The organism is Micromonospora sp. NPDC023869, from assembly GCF_055559695.1.
The window spans coordinates 492,186-507,092 of the sequence record NZ_JBVHKD010000001.1; the positions used below are offsets into that span (position 1 = coordinate 492,186).

A 14,907-nucleotide genomic window follows, 5' to 3' on the forward strand; every position below is an offset into this window, starting at 1 on the left:
GCGGGCGGGCAGCGGCGGGCGGGCAGCGGCGGGGATGTGGGCGACGCCACGGGCTGTGGCGGACGCCTCACGGTTGGGGCTGGGACCAGCACCCGGCGGGGCGTCGACGGGTGCAAGGATGAATTCCGGCAGCGCCGCCCGATGGGCTGGACCCCGGCTTCGACCGTGCACCCGCACGCGCCCGCCGTCGGTCCGCCCCACCTGCTCACCCGGGCCCCGACCCATGCGGAAGGATCTTTACGACCGTGGCTGACGCACCGACCATCCGGATTCCCGACGAGATCAAGCCCGCCGACGGCCGCTTCGGCTGCGGGCCGTCCAAGGTCCGTCCGGCTGCGATCTCCGCGCTCGCCGAGGTGGCGACCAGCTACCTGGGCACCTCGCACCGGCAGAAGACCGTCCGCGACCAGGTGGCCCGGCTGCGCTCCGGCATCGCCGAGTTCTTCTCGCTGCCCGAGGGGTACGAGGTGGTGATCGGCAACGGCGGCACCACCGCGTTCTGGGAGGTCGCCACGTTCGGCCTGGTCCGCGACCGGGCCCAGTTCGCCAGCTTCGGCGAGTTCGGCGCCAAGTTCGCCAAGTCCGTCAAGGACGCGCCGTTCCTGGGCGAGCCGACGATCCGCAAGTCGGATGCGGGCAGCGCGCCGACCCTGACCGCCGAGGCCGGCGTGGACGTCTACGCCACCCCGCACAACGAGACCTCGACCGGCGTGGCGGTGCCGATCAGCCGGGTCGCCGGTGCCGACCCGGGCTCGCTGCTGCTGGTCGACGCCACCTCCGGCGCCGGTGGCCTGGAGGTCAACGTCGGCGAGACCGACGTCTACTACTTCGCCCCGCAGAAGTGCTTCGGCTCCGACGGCGGGCTCTGGCTGGCCCTGATGTCGCCGGCCGCGCTGGAGCGGGCGGCCGAGATCAAGGCTTCCGGCCGGTACATCCCGGCCTTCCTCGACCTGGTCACCGCGATCGACAACTCGCGGCTGGAGCAGACCTACAACACCCCGGCGCTGGCGACGATCTTCCTCGCCGCCGAGCAGACCGACTGGATGAACTCCCAGGGTGGGCTGGCCTGGGCGGCCAAGCGCACGGCCGAGAGCGCCGCGACGGTGTACGGCTGGGCCGAGCGCTCGACCGTCGCCACCCCGTTTGTCACCGACCCGGCGCTGCGTTCCAACGTGGTCGCCACCATCGACTTCGCCGACGGGGTGGACGCCACCGCGATCGCAAAGGCGCTGCGCGCCAACGGCATCGTGGACACCGAGCCGTACCGGAAGCTGGGCCGCAACCAGCTCCGGGTGGCACTCTTCCCGGCCGTCGAGCCGGCCGACGTGGAGGCGCTGACCGCCTCGATCGACTACGTGGTCGAGCGACTCTGAGTAAACTCGCGGTGACCCTGCGGGCCCGGTCGACCCACTGTGGTCGCCGGGCCCGTGTCGTACTGCGACAAACGCCACTGTCGCGCTCGCGGCACTGACCCGCCGCACAGCGCTCAACAGCGGGGAATTAGGCTGCTCAGCTCGACTTGCCCGGGCGTGGCGTCTCCCACCAGGCTCCGGATGGGCGTACCGTGGAGCGCAACGCCCCGGGTGGCCGGCTCGTGGCGTAACGGCCAGCGAAGCGGGACGGAGGCAACGCGATGCGCCCAGTACGCTTCGTCGCCCTCTCCGAGGACGGCCAGGCCCTGGTGCTCGCCGACGAGGTCGGGCGCCTGCTCGCCCTGCCCATCGACGAGCGTATCGCCGGAGCGATGCACGCCGAGCCCGGTGCGCCCACGCTCGCGGTGGCACCGTCCACCGCCGACCCGGTGCCGTCGCTGTCCCCTCGGGACATCCAGGCCCGGATCCGCTCCGGCGAGTCTGCCGAGGACGTCGCCCGGATCGCCGGTGTGCCGGTCGACCGGGTGCTCCGCTACGCCGGGCCGGTGCTCCAGGAGCGGGCGATGCTCGCCCAGCACGCCCGCCGTACCCGGCTCAAGGGCGCCGAGAAGCCCACACCCCTCGCCGAGGTGGTCAACGGCCGGCTCGCCCAGCACGGGATCGACACCGAGAAGATCTCCTGGGACGCGTGGCGCCGCGACGACGGCACCTGGCGGATCGTCGCCACCTGGCCGTCCGGCAAGGCCACTGCCCAGGCGGTCTGGGATCTGGACAAGACCCGGCAGTCGGTGGCCCCACACGACGACATGGCGCAATACCTCTGCGCCGAGCGGCCCGCGCCGCTCCTCGGCCAGGAGCCGGCACCGGAGCGGGGCGGTCACGCCCTGCCCGGCCCGTCGCGCGGTGAGCCGAGCCGGGGTGGGCACGGGTTGCCCGCGCCGACCGATCAGAGCCGCTCCGGTCGGGACCCGATCCGGGCCGGCCGGGACGCGCTGCTCGCCTCGCTCGACCGCCCACTCGGCTCCACCTCGGGCCGTGGTCTCGAACCCCGCTCGCCGGCCGCGCTCGCCGGTGGCCAGGACACGCCGCGCCGGGCCGTCGGTGGCGGCGCAGCTGCCCTGCTCGGCGGCGGTCAGGGTTCCGCCTTCGACGACGACGCGGACGCGCCCAAGGAGGTCCCGGCTGTGCCGTCGCTGGCGGTGCTGCGACCGCGCCGCACGGGTGCCCCGGCCGCCACGGCCAACGAGTCGACCGAGGCCGGCGCCAAGCCGCGCAAGCGGCTGCCGAGCTGGGACGACGTCCTGTTCGGCAGCGGTCCCGCGGCCCGCGAGTCCTCCTGACCGGGCACCGGCCACGCGCCGGTGCCCGGCGAGGGCGCTGAGCTAGGACAGCGGCCACGCCGCGAGGCGGTGGTGGGCCGGGTGCGGCCCCAGTTCACTGCGGGTGAGCACGAGTTCCCCGGCTGGCCATTCGGGGCCCTGGTAGTCCGCCAGGGCGGCGAGATCGGCGTCCACGTCATCCGGTGAGAGCCGGTCGCCGGGGCGGGCCACGGTCAGGTGCGGACGCAGCGGCTTCTCGTCGTACGGCAGCCGGGCGTGACGCAGCCGGGAGCGGATCAGCCGCCCCAGCACGTGCAGTGCCTCGACCTCGCCGCCCACCCCGACCCAGAGCACGGTGAAGCGTCCCCGACCGAAGCGCCCGCCGCCGGCCAACCGAAGCCGAGGAGCGGCGGTACGCCCTTCCCGCGACCACTCGGCGGCGAGCCCGAGGGCGCTCTCCACCTCGACCAGCCGCCCCGGGTCGACGTCACCGAGGAACGCGAGGGTGAGGTGGGCCCGCGCCGGATCGAACAGTCGGACGTTGGTCCCGGCGGCAGCGGCGGCACCGAGCCGGAGCCGCGCCACCCGGTCGGTCAGGTGCGCGACCGCCTCGGTCGACGGATGGATCGCGGTGAAGAGTCGCACCTAGGCCGTGTTTCGTAGGGCGTCGTTGTTGGGGTGTGGCGGTGGTCGCTAATGGGAGAGGTCTCCGGTAGTTGGTTCAGCGACCAAGCTGGAACTTCACACCGGAGACCTCGTGCCGAGCGTAGCGGCAGTGAGGCGACATGACCTGACCGACGTGCAGTGGGCGGTGCTGGAACCGTTGCTGCCTGCGGGAACGGGTGATGCTCGGCCGCGCAGATGGACCATGAGACTGATCATCGACGGGATCCGGTGGCGGGTGCGGACCGGATCGCCGTGGCGGGACGTGCCTGCGGAGTATCCGCCGTGGCAGACCTTGTATCGATGGTTCCGGCGCTTGCAGCGTGACGGTCTCTGGGCCCGGCTGCTCACCTCATTGCAGGCCCGGGCGGACGCAGCGGGGCTGATCGGCTGGACGGTGAGCGTGGACTCGACCGTCAGCCGCGCCCACCAGCACGCGGCGGGAGCCCGTCGCGACGGTCAGGCGCAGAAGGAGCCTCCTGGTGGTGTGCAGGCCGAGCCGGCAGATCACGGCCTCGGCCGATCGAGGGGCGGCTGGACCACCAAGACCCATCTGGCCTGCGAGCAGGGCCGCAAACTGATGGCCCTGGTGGTGACCGCCGGACAGCGCGGCGACAGCCCCCAGTTCATCCCCGTACTGGCCAAGATCCGCATCCCCCGGATCGGTAGCGGCCGACCACGGACCCGCCCCGACACCGTGCTGGCCGACAAGGCGTACACGTCCAAGGCAAACCGCGCCCACCTACGAACCCGCGGCATCCGCGCGTGCATCCCGAGCAAGACCGACCAGGACGCGCACCGCAAGGCCAAAGGATCCGCAGGCGGACGCCCGCCCGCCTTCGACCCCAAGGTCTACCGCCTACGCCACGCCGTGGAGTGCGGCATCAACCAGCTCAAACAACACCGCGCCATGGCCACCAGGTACGACAAACTCGCCGTCCGCTACGAAGCCACCCTCACCATCGCCGCCATCAACCAATGGCTCCGAGCCCTACGAAACACGGCCTAGTTAGCGGTGCCGCTCGCGCTGCCCGGGGCGGGTCGCCGGCAGGCGCAGCCCGGCGGCGTCCAGCTCGCCCTCCACCCTGACCCGTTCGATCTGCCGGTCGACGCCGGCCAACTCGGCCAGGTGCTCGACGATCCCGAGTGCCCGGCAGGCCAACCGCAGGCGGTCGTCGTACGCGTCGAGGACGGCGCTGTGCCACACCACCGCCGCCCCGCCGACCCGTTCCCGCCGCAGGCACCTCAGGTCGGCCGCGATCTGCTCCAGCGGATGTCGGTCGCGCCGGTCGAGGGCGGCGAGATCGGCCCGGACGGCGAACCTGTCGGCCGCCAGCGTCCGGTGCAGCCGGGCGATCACTCGGCGGTCCCGACGCCGGGCACGCCACTGCGAGTAGCCGTAGGTGACCCGGCCGACCATGTCGTCGGCACCGACCACCAGGACGATCAGCACCGGCAGGAGGACCACGCCGGCCAGCGACAGAGCGAGCAGCAGCGACCGCAGAACCTCCACGCAAAGAAGTTATGCCGACACCCAGCGTGATGTAACCGATTTTCCGGTATCCGCGCCGGACACCCCGACCACGTCGGGGCGCGCCCGGCACCGTGGTCTCAGACCTCGGTGACGTAGAAGCGCGGCATCGGCAGGATCCGGAACCGCAGCCGAGCGCCGTCGCGGCGAAGCTGCCAGGCCAGCGCGAGCAGAGCGGTGGCCAGGGAGACCAGCCCGCCGGCCCAGATGCTGACCCCGGCCCCGAAGGTCTCCGCGATCCAGCCGATCAGCGGCGCACCGACCGGGTTGGTGCCCAGGAACACCAGCACCCACAGGGCCATCACCCGGCCCCGGAAGGCCGCATCGGTGCCGAGCTGGACCCGCTGGTTGGCCGCCTGCGCGAAATAGACCATGAAAAAGCCGGTCGGCAGCAGCAACACCACGACCATCCAGTACGTGGGCGCGAGGCCGACGAGCGTCCCGAAGGCGGCACAGGCGATGGCGGCACCCAGCACCAGCCAGACCGAGGGACGGCTGCGCCGCCCGGTGCCGGCCAGCGCGCCCACCAGCGCGCCCACCGCGAGCGTGGTGCTGAACAGGCCGAACGAGGCCGCCCCGGTCTGGAACACGGTCTTGGCCAGCGCCGCGAGGGTGAGCTGGAAGTTGAACAGCGACATGCCGATCACGGACATCACGACCATCGGCAGCACCAGGTCGGCGCGCCGACTGACGTACCGCAGTCCGTCCAGCACGGTCGCCGCGGCCCGCTCGTTGCGCGGCGGCAACGGCTCCCGGTGCAGCTCGGCGGTACGCATCTGGATCACGGTGACCAGCGGGCCGATCGAGCTGAGCGCGGTGAACAGAAAGACCGGACCGACGCCGAAGAGGGCGATGGCGACACCGGCGACGGCCGGGCCGACGATCCGGGCCGAGTTGAACACGGCCGCGTTGAGCGAGAGCGCGTTCGGCAGCAACGGGGTGCCGACCAACTCGGAGACGAACGCCTGGCGTACCGGGGTCTCCACCGCGTTGGCCACGCCCAGCAGGGCAGCGAAGACGAAGACGTGCCAGAGCTGAACCAGGCCGGTGAGCACCAGCAGCGCCATCGCCAGCGACAACACCGTCCAGAAGGCGTTGGCGATGAAGAGGAGCATCCGCTTGTCGTACCGGTCGGCCAACCGCCCGGAGATCAGCGTGAGTAGGAGCACCGGGGTGAACTGAAGGGCGACGACCACGCCGAGCGCGGTGGCCGAATCGCCGGAAAGTTCGAGAACCAGCCAGTCCTGGGCGATGAACATCATCCAGACACCGATCAGTTTGACCAGTTGCCCGGAGGCGAATAGCCGGTAGTTGCGGACCTGTAGGGACTGGAACATCGTGCTGAGCCTCGCCTGCACGCTTGGTGCGCCTCCTCGCGTCGTACGCGTCATCAACGACGGACGTCACGGCACGGCGCACACCCGGTGTGCGGTGTCAGGCTCGGGAAACTCGCTGCAGAATCTCCGCTGCGTGGTGCAGGGTCTCCCGGTCGGCATCGCTCAGCTCGGCCAGCCGGTGGGCCAGCCATTCGTCCCGTACCCGCTCGAACTGGTCGAGCACGGCCCGGCCTCCCTCAGTCGTCGCGAGGATGACCTGCCGGCCGTCGGTCGGGTGGGGCGTGCGCTGCACGAGGCCGCGCTCCTCCAGCTTCGCGACGATCTTGGTCATCGTCGGTGGCTGCACCCGTTCGACGTCGGCGAGTTCCCGCGGCGTGAGCGCGCCCGCCAGCTTGAGGCTGGTGAGCGCGGACAACTGAGTGACCGTCAGGTCACCGACCGGCCGGGCCTGGCGGACCCGCCGGTTGAGCCGGGTGATCGCATCTCGCAGCTGATGGGCCAGCTGCGCCGGTGGCATGCTCTGAGCCGTCACCGTCCGCTCCGTCACGTTAGTTAGCCTAGCTAATGAGACCCGGAGTCGGCAGCGAATATGACCACGCTCACCCGGGTGATCACCGATCCCCGGGCCGGGGTGCGCTCGCGTTGTGCGCGGCACGCACGCCCGACCCGGGCCGGCGTCAGAACAGCGACTCGATCGGGCCGCGCAGGAAGTACACCACGAACAGCGCCGCCACCCCGTACAGCAAGGGGTGGATCTCGCGGGCCTTGCCCTTGGCCAGCTTCATCACCACGTACGCAATGAGGCCGGCACCGATGCCGTTGGAGATGGAGTACGTGAACGGCATCAGCACGATGGTGAGGAACGCCGGGATGGCGATCTCGTGATCGGACCAGTCGATGGTGCGTACCGCGGTCATCATCAGGAAGCCGACCACCACCAGCGCGACCGACGCCGCCTCGAACGGCACCACCACGACCAGCGGCGCGAGGAACATCGCCAGCAGGAACAGCACACCGGTGACCAGGTTGGCCACGCCGGTGCGGGCACCCTCCGCCACACCGGCGGCACTCTCGACGAACGACGTGTTGCTGGAGACGCTGGCCGCGCCACCGCTGGCCGCGGCGATCGAGTCGACCAGCAGGATCTCCTTGGTCCGGGGCGGGGTGCCCTGGTCGTCGAGCATGCCGCCCTCCTGACCGACGGCCACCATCGTGCCCATCGTGTCGAAGAAGTCGGTGATCAACAGCGTGAAGATGAACATCAGCACGACCAGCCAGCCGGCCCGTTCCCATGACCCCAGCACGTTGAACTTGCCGAGCAGCGACAGGTCCGGCACGTCGAACGGGTTGCTGGGCAGCGTCGGGACGTTCAGCGACCAGCCCTTCGGGTTCGGCACCCCGTTGACCACGGACGGTCCGATGTTGCCGACCGCCTCGACCACCATCGCCAGCAGCGTCGAGGCGAAGATGCCGATCAGGATGGCTCCGCGTACCCGGCGCACCACCAGCACCAGGGTCAGCAGCAGACCCACCACGAACACCAGCATCGGCCAACTGACCAGCTTGCCGCCGATGCCCAGCCCGACCGGCACGGTGGTGTTCGCCTCGTCGGGGAGACGCCGGACGAAACCGGAGTCGACCAACCCGATGATGGTCAGGAACAGCCCGATGCCGACGCCGATCGCCGTCTTCATCTGGGTCGGCACCGAGCGGAACACCGCGGTACGCAGCCCGGTCAGCACCAGCACCGCGATGATCACACCCTCGATCACCACCAGGCCCATCGCGTCGGCCCAGGTCATCTCCGGAGCGATCTCGTACGCCACCAGCGCGTTGACGCCGAGACCCGCCGCCACCGCCAGCGGGAAGCGGCCGACCACGCCCATCAGGATGGTCAGCAGACCGGCGAGCAGGGCGGTGGCCGCCGCGATCGCCGGGATCGGCAGCGTGTTGCCGTCGCCGTCGACGGCACTACCGAGGATGAGCGGGTTGAGCACCACGATGTACGCCATCGTGAAGAAGGTCGCCAGGCCACCGCGTACCTCACGGCTCATCGTCGAGCCGCGGGCCGAGATCTCGAAGTACCGGTCGAAGCCGTTGCGGGGACGACTGGGACCGGGTGGGGTGCCCTCGTCGGGCGGCGCTACTGCCATCAGGAACCTCACAGCGGATCATCGGGTTGTCGCGCGCATCGTCGCAGAACCCGAGGCGGCGGAAAAGCGTCACGTACCCTGACCGGGTGCCGAAGCAGCAGCCCCGCCCAGAGCCGCTCGACCCGCCGATGGTGCCGTTCGCGCTGGCCGGGATGGCGGCCTGGGCGGTCGCCGGGCTGGTGCTGCTGCTGTTCCGCGACCGTCTGATCGACAGCGGTCACGAGAACTGGCTATGGATCTGTCTGGCCGGTTTTCTGTGGGGCTTCCCCGGTCTCGCGGTGATGATGCGCCACGACGCCCACCGACGGCGACGACGCGCCGCCGGCTGAGCGACCCGCCGAGGCGGTCCGACTCCGGTCGGTCAGGAGTGGCCGTACGGCTCCGCCGGCTCGCCGGACTCCACGGACCCGGGCGCACGGCTGACCGACATCGGCTCCACCGCGCTGTCGTCGTAGACGGTGGGCATCTCGTCCACCGCCGTCTCGGCGTCGACCAGAGTCTCCGAGTGGGCACCGCACCCGTGGTCGGCGCTGACCACCCGACCGTCGTCCGGGGCGTAGAAGTTGCCGCACACCCCGAAGCACAACCGCAGGTTGCCGGCGAGCGGTAGGTAGAAGCCGCAGGTGCCGCAGCGGGCGGCGGCGGGCGCGGCGGTCGAGATGGGCGCCGACGGGCCGTGGTCGCCGTCGTACCAGCGCTGCGCCGCCTCGGCCCGGCCCTCCCGCGACAACACCCGAGGCCGACCGAGCCCCAACTCCCACGCGGTCTCCTCGACCGCCGGGTCGTCGGAGAGCAGGTAGCCGGGCTGGAGCCGCTCGTCGTCCGGCGGCGTCGGCAGCAGGTCACCGGGGCCGAGGTCGCCCGGCTTGAGCCGCTCCTGCCAGGGCAGCCAGCCGGGCGCGAGCAGCGCGTCCGGCCCGGGCAGCAGCACCGTCTCGCAGATCGTCACGGTCCGGCTGCGCGGCACCCGGGTGACGGTGACCGCCCACCGCCAACCGCGGTAACCGGCCTGACGGCACTCGAAGTAGTGGGTGACGAGGCGGTCACCCTCAGCCACGGCTTGCAGGTGGTCGCCGACGTCGTCGGGATCCACCTCGGTGATGCCGGCGCGGGCCACCTCGACGGCGGCGGCGCAGACCTGGTCGAGACGAGCGGCGCGGGCGGAGGCGGGCCTGGTCACCCAACCATTGTCACCCATGCGCGGGGCCGACTGCGAGGCACTCCCCAGAGGTGTTCTGCGGCGGTGACGCGCCAAGTGTCGGCTCGATGGTTCAGGATGGGTGCCATGCCGCTGTCCTCCCGCCCCGAGAGGTCCCTCCTCGGGCGGACCGTCGGCACCGGAATCCGGGCCGTCCGGCTGCTGCTGCGCGGCTCGCTGAGCAGCGGACGCTGGGTGACGCGTAGTGCCGTCCGGGCCCGGTCCCGGGGTGCTGGCGGCGAGACCGGCATGGTCCGCATGTTCGACCTGCACGCCGTCTCCTGCGCCGGTGACACGCTGATCGCCATCGGCCTGGCCGGGACGATCTTCTTCAACGTGCCGCTCGGCGAGGCGCGCAGCAAGGTCGCGCTCTACCTGCTGGTGACCATGGTCCCGTTCGCCATGCTCGCCCCGGTGGTCGGCCCGCTGCTCGACCACTTCCGGCACGGCCGGCGGTACGCGTTGGCCACGACCATGCTGGGTCGGGCCTTCCTGGCCTGGCTGATCTCCGACTACATCCACGGATTCGGGCTGTACCCGGCGGCCTTCGGCGTACTCGCGCTCTCCCGGGCGTACGGCGTGGCGCGGTCCGCCGCCGTGCCCAGACTCCTGCCCGAAGGGCTCGGGCTGTCCCAGGTCGGCGCACGCGCCAGCGTCTACGGCACGGTCGCCGGTGCCCTCGTCGCCCCGATCGGACTGGCCGCGTTCTGGTTCGGGCCGCAGTGGCCGCTCCGGGTCGCCTCGGTCATCTTCCTGGTCGGCATGGTGGTGGCGCTCCGGCTACCGCCGAAGGCCGACTCCGAGCCACCGGAACGGGTCCCCCGCCCGCTGCGCGCGCTGCTGCGCCGCACTGGTGACCGACCACTCGGCCGGGGCCGACCCGCCGGACGGCTGGTGATCTCCACCCTCGTCGGCGCGGCCACGTTACGCGCGACCTACGGCTTCCTGCTGCTCTTCCTCGCCTTCACCATCAAGGCGGGCGACCTGACCACCGTCGTGTTCGGCCGCGACCTGGGCGACGAGGGAGCACTCGGCCTGGTCGGAGGTGCCCTGGCCGTCGGCACCTTCCTGGCCACCGCGATCGGCACCCGACTACGCATCCACCGGCCGGCCGCGCTCCAGTCCAGCGGCATGATCATCGTGGCCGGAGTGGGCGTACTCACCGTCCTGAACTTCTCCCTGCCGATGGTGGCCCTGCTCTGCGTGGTCACGGCCATGATGAGCGGCATCGCCAAGTTGGCCGTGGACGCCTCGATCCAGGAACGCATCCCGGAACGACTGCGGGCGAGTTCCTTCGCGCACTCAGAGACGGCCCTGATGCTCGCCTTCGTGGCCGGCGGCGGGCTGGGGCTCGTACCCTTCGAGGGCCGCATCGGCATCGCGGTCGCCGCCGGTGCCGGCACGCTCGCCGCCATGCGCGGCATGGTGATGGCCCGCCGGCTGCGGGCCGAACGGTTGCGCGGCCGACCACTGACCGACGACGAGTTGGCCACCGAGGAACGGGCCGCCGACGAACAGGCCGCCACGGAGCAGGCCGCCCGGGACAAGAAGGCGGCCGAGCAGGCCGAAGCCGCCGAGCAGGCGAAGGCCGCCGAGGCCGCACCCACCTCACCGGCGCCCTACCAGGGCGGTACGGCCGACGAGCGCGACCTGGCACCGCCCGGCTTCCACATCTACCGCCCGTCGTCGGCGGTCACCGGCGGCAGCGACGACGAGACCCGACGCAGCTCACCGGGACCGATCCCGTGACCGGACTGCTCGTGGTCACCGCAGTGCCAGCCGAGGCGGAGGCGATCCAGGCCGGTCTCGCCGACCCCGCCGTGGCGGTGGTGCCGGTCGGCGTGGGGCCGGCCGTCGCCGGGGCCGCGACCGCCCGTCTGCTCGCCCTCGCCGAGGGCGCCGGCCGGCCGTACCGAGGGGTGGTCAGCGCGGGCGTGGCCGGTGGCTTCCCGGGCCGCGTACCGGTCGGCGGCACTGTGCTCGGCACCCGGGCCGTCGCCGCCGACCTGGGTGCCGAGTCGCCCGACGGCTTCATCCCCCTCGACGACCTCGGCATGCCGGCGGAACTGCTCGGCGGCGGCACCTCCGTCGCCGTCGACCCCGCCCTGTTGGCCGCCCTGCGCGCCGCGCTACCGGACGCCACCGTCGGTCCGGTGCTGACCGTCAGCACCGTGACCGGCACCGCCGCCAGCACCGAGGCGCTGAGCCGACGTCACCCGGACGCCGTGGCCGAGGCCATGGAGGGGTACGGCGTGGCCGTCGCCGCCATCCACGCCGGCGTGCCCTTCGCGGAGCTGCGTACCGTCTCCAACCCGATCGGTCCCCGCGACCGCAGCGCCTGGCGGATGCGCGAGGCGCTCGTCGCCCTCACCGCCGCCGCCACCGCCCTGCGCTAGCCACCGCCCTGCGCTAGCCGCCCGCGCTCGCGCTGATCTCGCCGCTCCGGCCGCTCCCGCGCTGATCTCGCCAGCCGTTCCCGCGCTGGTTGGTGCAGAACCGGGGTGGCGGACTGGCCTCGGTTCCAACGGTCACCGGTGTTCCAGCCAGCGGTCACCGGTGTTCCAGACGGAGCGACACGGGTCTGCCCGACGCGATCCGGAAGCCGCAAGCCATCAGGAACCGCACTCCACCCGACTCTGCGGTGGCGCACACCGTGCGCAGACCCGTCCGACGCGTCTCCTCGACGAGCCGACCCACCAGCCGCCGTCCGATGCCCAGCCGCTGCAGCCCGGGAGCAACCAACACACCGTCCAGCACCAACTCGCGCTGGTCACCCAGGTCCTCGGCGTGCAACAGGTCGAGACTGCGCTCATGGGCACGCAACTCGCCGACCGGATCCCCGTCCGACAGCTCGGCGACCAGACGCCAGCACGTCTCCGGCACGCCGTCGGTGACGCGACGGATCCGCACCTCGGCGAGCAACCGCTCACGGTCACGGCGCTCGTCCCGGTACCGCCGGTTCAGGTCGAAGGTCACCTCGGGCACCCGTAACGGCCACCGCTCGGGCGGCAACGAGTACCAGTTCGCCCACCAGGCCCCCGGCCAGTCCTTGAGCGTGCGTACCCGCCGCGCGTCGAGATGGGCCGGATAGCGACGTCCCGCCGCGTCCCGCCAGGTGTCGTCGGAGGCCGCATCGCTCGCTCCTGCCTGGCCTGGGCTGTCGCTGCTGGCGCTCGCGTCCCCGGTGGCGCTCTCGTCCCCGGTCGCGGGGGCTCGCCCCGCCGCGATGGCGGAGCCCCCGACGAGGCCCAGCGTGCTCCCTGCCGCGCGGACGAGCCGCTGCACGGTCCGGAACCGCGGGTCAGCGCCCCGCCCCGACTCGATCCGCGCCACGGTCGACTGCGGCACACCAGACCGGGCAGCCAGTTCCCGCTGGCTGAGGTCGGCCCGTCGACGCAACGCCCGCAGCATCGCTCCCACGTCGACCAGCCGCTCCCCAGCGGCACCAGCGCTGTCCCCCAGGGCGTCGTCCCCCATGGCACTGTCCCCCATGGCACTGTCCCCCATCGCGTCGTCCCCCGTGGCGCTGCCCTCCGTAGCGCTGTCCCCCGTGGCGTCGTCCCCTGTGCCGTCACTGCCCCGGCACCATTGATGCTGGCCGAACCCGACAGCGCCCTCAACCCACCCGGCGGACCTGTGGATAACTCCTGTGGATAACTCCCGTACCTGGTGACATCGGGGGCACTGACCTCGACCAGTCTGGGCCGACCTCTACTCCTCCTGGCCGCCTGTCGAGCTGAACCGTCGGTGCTATCGCCCCGGCGAATCCGCACCCGGTTCGGGCTCGGAGGGGGCCCGATCCGCGGATGCAGTCAGCTCGACAGGCGCCTCGGTGGACGTGGTGTCGGCACCCGAGCGACGTCCGGCGGTTGACGTCTACGCAACGCTGCGCCGCCAGGTGCGCAGGCCACAGGACTCCCTCAGCGGGGCCGAGGTGGGACCGAGGCCAGCGCCGAAGTGGGACCGAAGCCAAGGCAGAGAAGAAGCGGGCTGGGGTGGGCCGGGGCGACGCCGGGCTGGGGCTGGGCGAGGCCGGGCTGGGGCGAGGCTGAGGGGGGCGGGTGTGGGCTGGCTGACGGTGGCGGTACCGGCGGGTGGCGGGCGGTCGAGGCGGGGTTACGGTGGGGTGGTGGCGCTCTCGCTGGCGATCTCGCCCTGTCCCAACGACACGTTCGTCTTCCACGCGCTGGTGCACGGGCAGGTGCCCGGGGCACCTCCGGTCGAGGTGACGTACGCCGACGTCGACGTCACCAACACGGCCGCCGAGCGCGGCGCGTTCGACCTGGTCAAGGTGAGCTACGCCGCGTTGCCCTGGCTGCTGGCGGACTACCACCTGCTGCCCTGTGGGGGTGCGCTGGGGCGCGGGTGCGGGCCGCTGGTGCTCACCCGGACCGACCGGGACGGTGGGCCGGACCGGACCGACCTCAGTGACGCGACGGTGGCGGTGCCGGGCGACCGGACCACCGCGTACCTGCTGTTCCGGCTCTGGGCCGCCGGCCGGACGCCGCGCCGCATCGAGGTGGTGCCGTTCCACGAGATCATGCCGGGTGTGGCCGCCGGACGGTACGACGCCGGGCTGGTGATCCACGAGGCCCGGTTCACCTACCCCCGCCATGGGCTGACCGCCCTGGTCGACCTCGGCGAGTGGTGGGAGGCCGACACCGGGCTGCCGATCCCGCTCGGTGCCATTCTGGCGCGGCGCGGCGTGGTCGACCCGCAGCAGGCCGCCGGATGGATCCGGGACTCCGTCCAGCGGGCCTGGGCCGACCCGGCGGCCAGTCGGGCGTACGTGGTGGCGCACGCGCAGGAGATGGAGCCCGACGTGGTGGACCGGCACATCGGCCTCTACGTCAACGAGTTCACCGCCGACCTGGGGGACGCGGGATTCGCTGCCGTGGAGGCGCTGCTCGGCCGGGCCGCCGACGCCGGGCTCGTGCCTCAGACCTCCAGTTCGCGGGCGACCGCGTGGACCAGCTGAGCGACCTTCTGGGCGGTCTTGCGATCCGGGAAGCGGCCCCGGCGCAGGTCCGGCTGCACCTTCGCCTCCAGCACCTTGATCATGTCTTCGACCAGACCGTGCAGCTCCTCGGCGGGTCGGCGCCGCAACTCCGCCACGGAGGGCGGGGCGTCGAGCAGTTTCACTCCCATCGCCTGCGCGCCGCGTCGGCTGTCCACCACGCTGAAGTCGACCCGTTGGCCGCCCTTGAGGTCGGTGACACCCGCCGGTAGCGCGGTCTTCGGCAGGAACACGTCGCCACCCTCGTCACTGGTGACGAACCCGTATCCCTTGGCCGCGTCGTACCACTTCACTCGACCCGTAGGCACCTGAGAAC

Annotated in this window: 14 protein-coding genes and 1 pseudogene; 7 read left to right on the forward strand and 8 right to left on the reverse strand. The window is 72.0% G+C overall.

All coding sequences use genetic code 11. The features are described from left to right. Positions 1-245 precede the first annotated feature (245 nt). The gene (serC, locus tag ACZ31C_RS01905) at positions 246-1,373 is read left to right on the forward strand and encodes a phosphoserine transaminase (protein ID WP_465793800.1); all 1,128 of its coding nucleotides are present in this window, start codon (positions 246-248) and stop codon (positions 1,371-1,373) included. A 260-nt stretch (positions 1,374-1,633) separates the two neighbouring features. Continuing rightward, entirely contained in the window at positions 1,634-2,713 is a 1,080-nt protein-coding gene (sepH, locus tag ACZ31C_RS01910; RefSeq protein WP_465793801.1) for a septation protein SepH, read from the forward strand. Between the two features lie 42 nt (positions 2,714-2,755). Here the strand turns inward: sepH and thpR are convergent, their stop codons facing one another. Next, positions 2,756-3,337: an RNA 2',3'-cyclic phosphodiesterase gene (thpR, locus tag ACZ31C_RS01915; protein ID WP_465793802.1), complete on the reverse strand. Its 582-nt coding sequence runs from the start codon at positions 3,335-3,337 to the stop codon at positions 2,756-2,758. Between the two features lie 130 nt (positions 3,338-3,467). On the opposite strand from thpR, the gene ACZ31C_RS01920 reads away from it, so the two are divergent. Next, entirely contained in the window at positions 3,468-4,364 is an 897-nt protein-coding gene (locus ACZ31C_RS01920) for an IS5 family transposase (RefSeq protein WP_465793803.1), read from the forward strand. On the opposite strand, the gene ACZ31C_RS01925 is transcribed toward ACZ31C_RS01920, so the two are convergent. The 4 genes from ACZ31C_RS01925 to ACZ31C_RS01940 all read right to left on the reverse strand — a co-directional run bounded on the left by ACZ31C_RS01925 (position 4,365) and on the right by ACZ31C_RS01940 (position 8,376). Next, the gene (locus ACZ31C_RS01925; protein ID WP_465793804.1) at positions 4,365-4,868 is read right to left on the reverse strand and encodes a hypothetical protein; all 504 of its coding nucleotides are present in this window, start codon (positions 4,866-4,868) and stop codon (positions 4,365-4,367) included. A 98-nt stretch (positions 4,869-4,966) separates the two neighbouring features. Next, entirely contained in the window at positions 4,967-6,244 is a 1,278-nt protein-coding gene (locus tag ACZ31C_RS01930; RefSeq protein ID WP_465793805.1) for an MFS transporter, read from the reverse strand. A 76-nt stretch (positions 6,245-6,320) separates the two neighbouring features. Beyond that, positions 6,321-6,770: a MarR family winged helix-turn-helix transcriptional regulator gene (locus tag ACZ31C_RS01935; protein WP_350700359.1), complete on the reverse strand. Its 450-nt coding sequence runs from the start codon at positions 6,768-6,770 to the stop codon at positions 6,321-6,323. Positions 6,771-6,900: 130 nt separating this feature from the next. Then, the gene (locus tag ACZ31C_RS01940; protein WP_465793806.1) at positions 6,901-8,376 is read right to left on the reverse strand and encodes an NCS2 family permease; all 1,476 of its coding nucleotides are present in this window, start codon (positions 8,374-8,376) and stop codon (positions 6,901-6,903) included. An 86-nt stretch (positions 8,377-8,462) separates the two neighbouring features. On the opposite strand from ACZ31C_RS01940, the gene ACZ31C_RS01945 reads away from it, so the two are divergent. Beyond that, complete coding sequence (locus ACZ31C_RS01945; RefSeq protein ID WP_465793807.1) at positions 8,463-8,705, forward strand: DUF2530 domain-containing protein; 243 nt, start codon at positions 8,463-8,465, stop codon at positions 8,703-8,705. Positions 8,706-8,737: 32 nt separating this feature from the next. Here the strand turns inward: ACZ31C_RS01945 and ACZ31C_RS01950 are convergent, their stop codons facing one another. Continuing rightward, complete coding sequence (locus ACZ31C_RS01950; RefSeq protein WP_449946371.1) at positions 8,738-9,574, reverse strand: DUF3027 domain-containing protein; 837 nt, start codon at positions 9,572-9,574, stop codon at positions 8,738-8,740. Between the two features lie 87 nt (positions 9,575-9,661). Here ACZ31C_RS01950 and ACZ31C_RS01955 point away from each other — a divergent pair. Both ACZ31C_RS01955 and ACZ31C_RS01960 read left to right on the forward strand, forming a co-directional pair. Next, positions 9,662-11,066: pseudogene (locus tag ACZ31C_RS01955) on the forward strand (MFS transporter); the annotation flags it as partial. A 253-nt stretch (positions 11,067-11,319) separates the two neighbouring features. Next, positions 11,320-11,970: a futalosine hydrolase gene (locus ACZ31C_RS01960; RefSeq protein WP_465793808.1), complete on the forward strand. Its 651-nt coding sequence runs from the start codon at positions 11,320-11,322 to the stop codon at positions 11,968-11,970. Between the two features lie 154 nt (positions 11,971-12,124). Here ACZ31C_RS01960 and ACZ31C_RS01965 read toward each other — a convergent pair whose 3' ends face one another. Continuing rightward, positions 12,125-13,066 (reverse strand): GNAT family N-acetyltransferase, encoded by a 942-nt coding sequence (locus ACZ31C_RS01965; protein ID WP_465793809.1) that lies wholly within the window; start codon positions 13,064-13,066, stop codon positions 12,125-12,127. A gap of 637 nt (positions 13,067-13,703) precedes the next feature. Between ACZ31C_RS01965 and ACZ31C_RS01970 the strand changes: the two genes are divergently transcribed. Continuing rightward, complete coding sequence (locus tag ACZ31C_RS01970; RefSeq protein WP_465793810.1) at positions 13,704-14,552, forward strand: 1,4-dihydroxy-6-naphthoate synthase; 849 nt, start codon at positions 13,704-13,706, stop codon at positions 14,550-14,552. Here ACZ31C_RS01970 and ACZ31C_RS01975 read toward each other — a convergent pair. After that, complete coding sequence (locus ACZ31C_RS01975) at positions 14,513-14,899, reverse strand: cold-shock protein (protein WP_465793811.1); 387 nt, start codon at positions 14,897-14,899, stop codon at positions 14,513-14,515. The two genes, ACZ31C_RS01970 and ACZ31C_RS01975, sit on opposite strands and share 40 nt — an antisense overlap. Positions 14,900-14,907 lie beyond the last annotated feature (8 nt).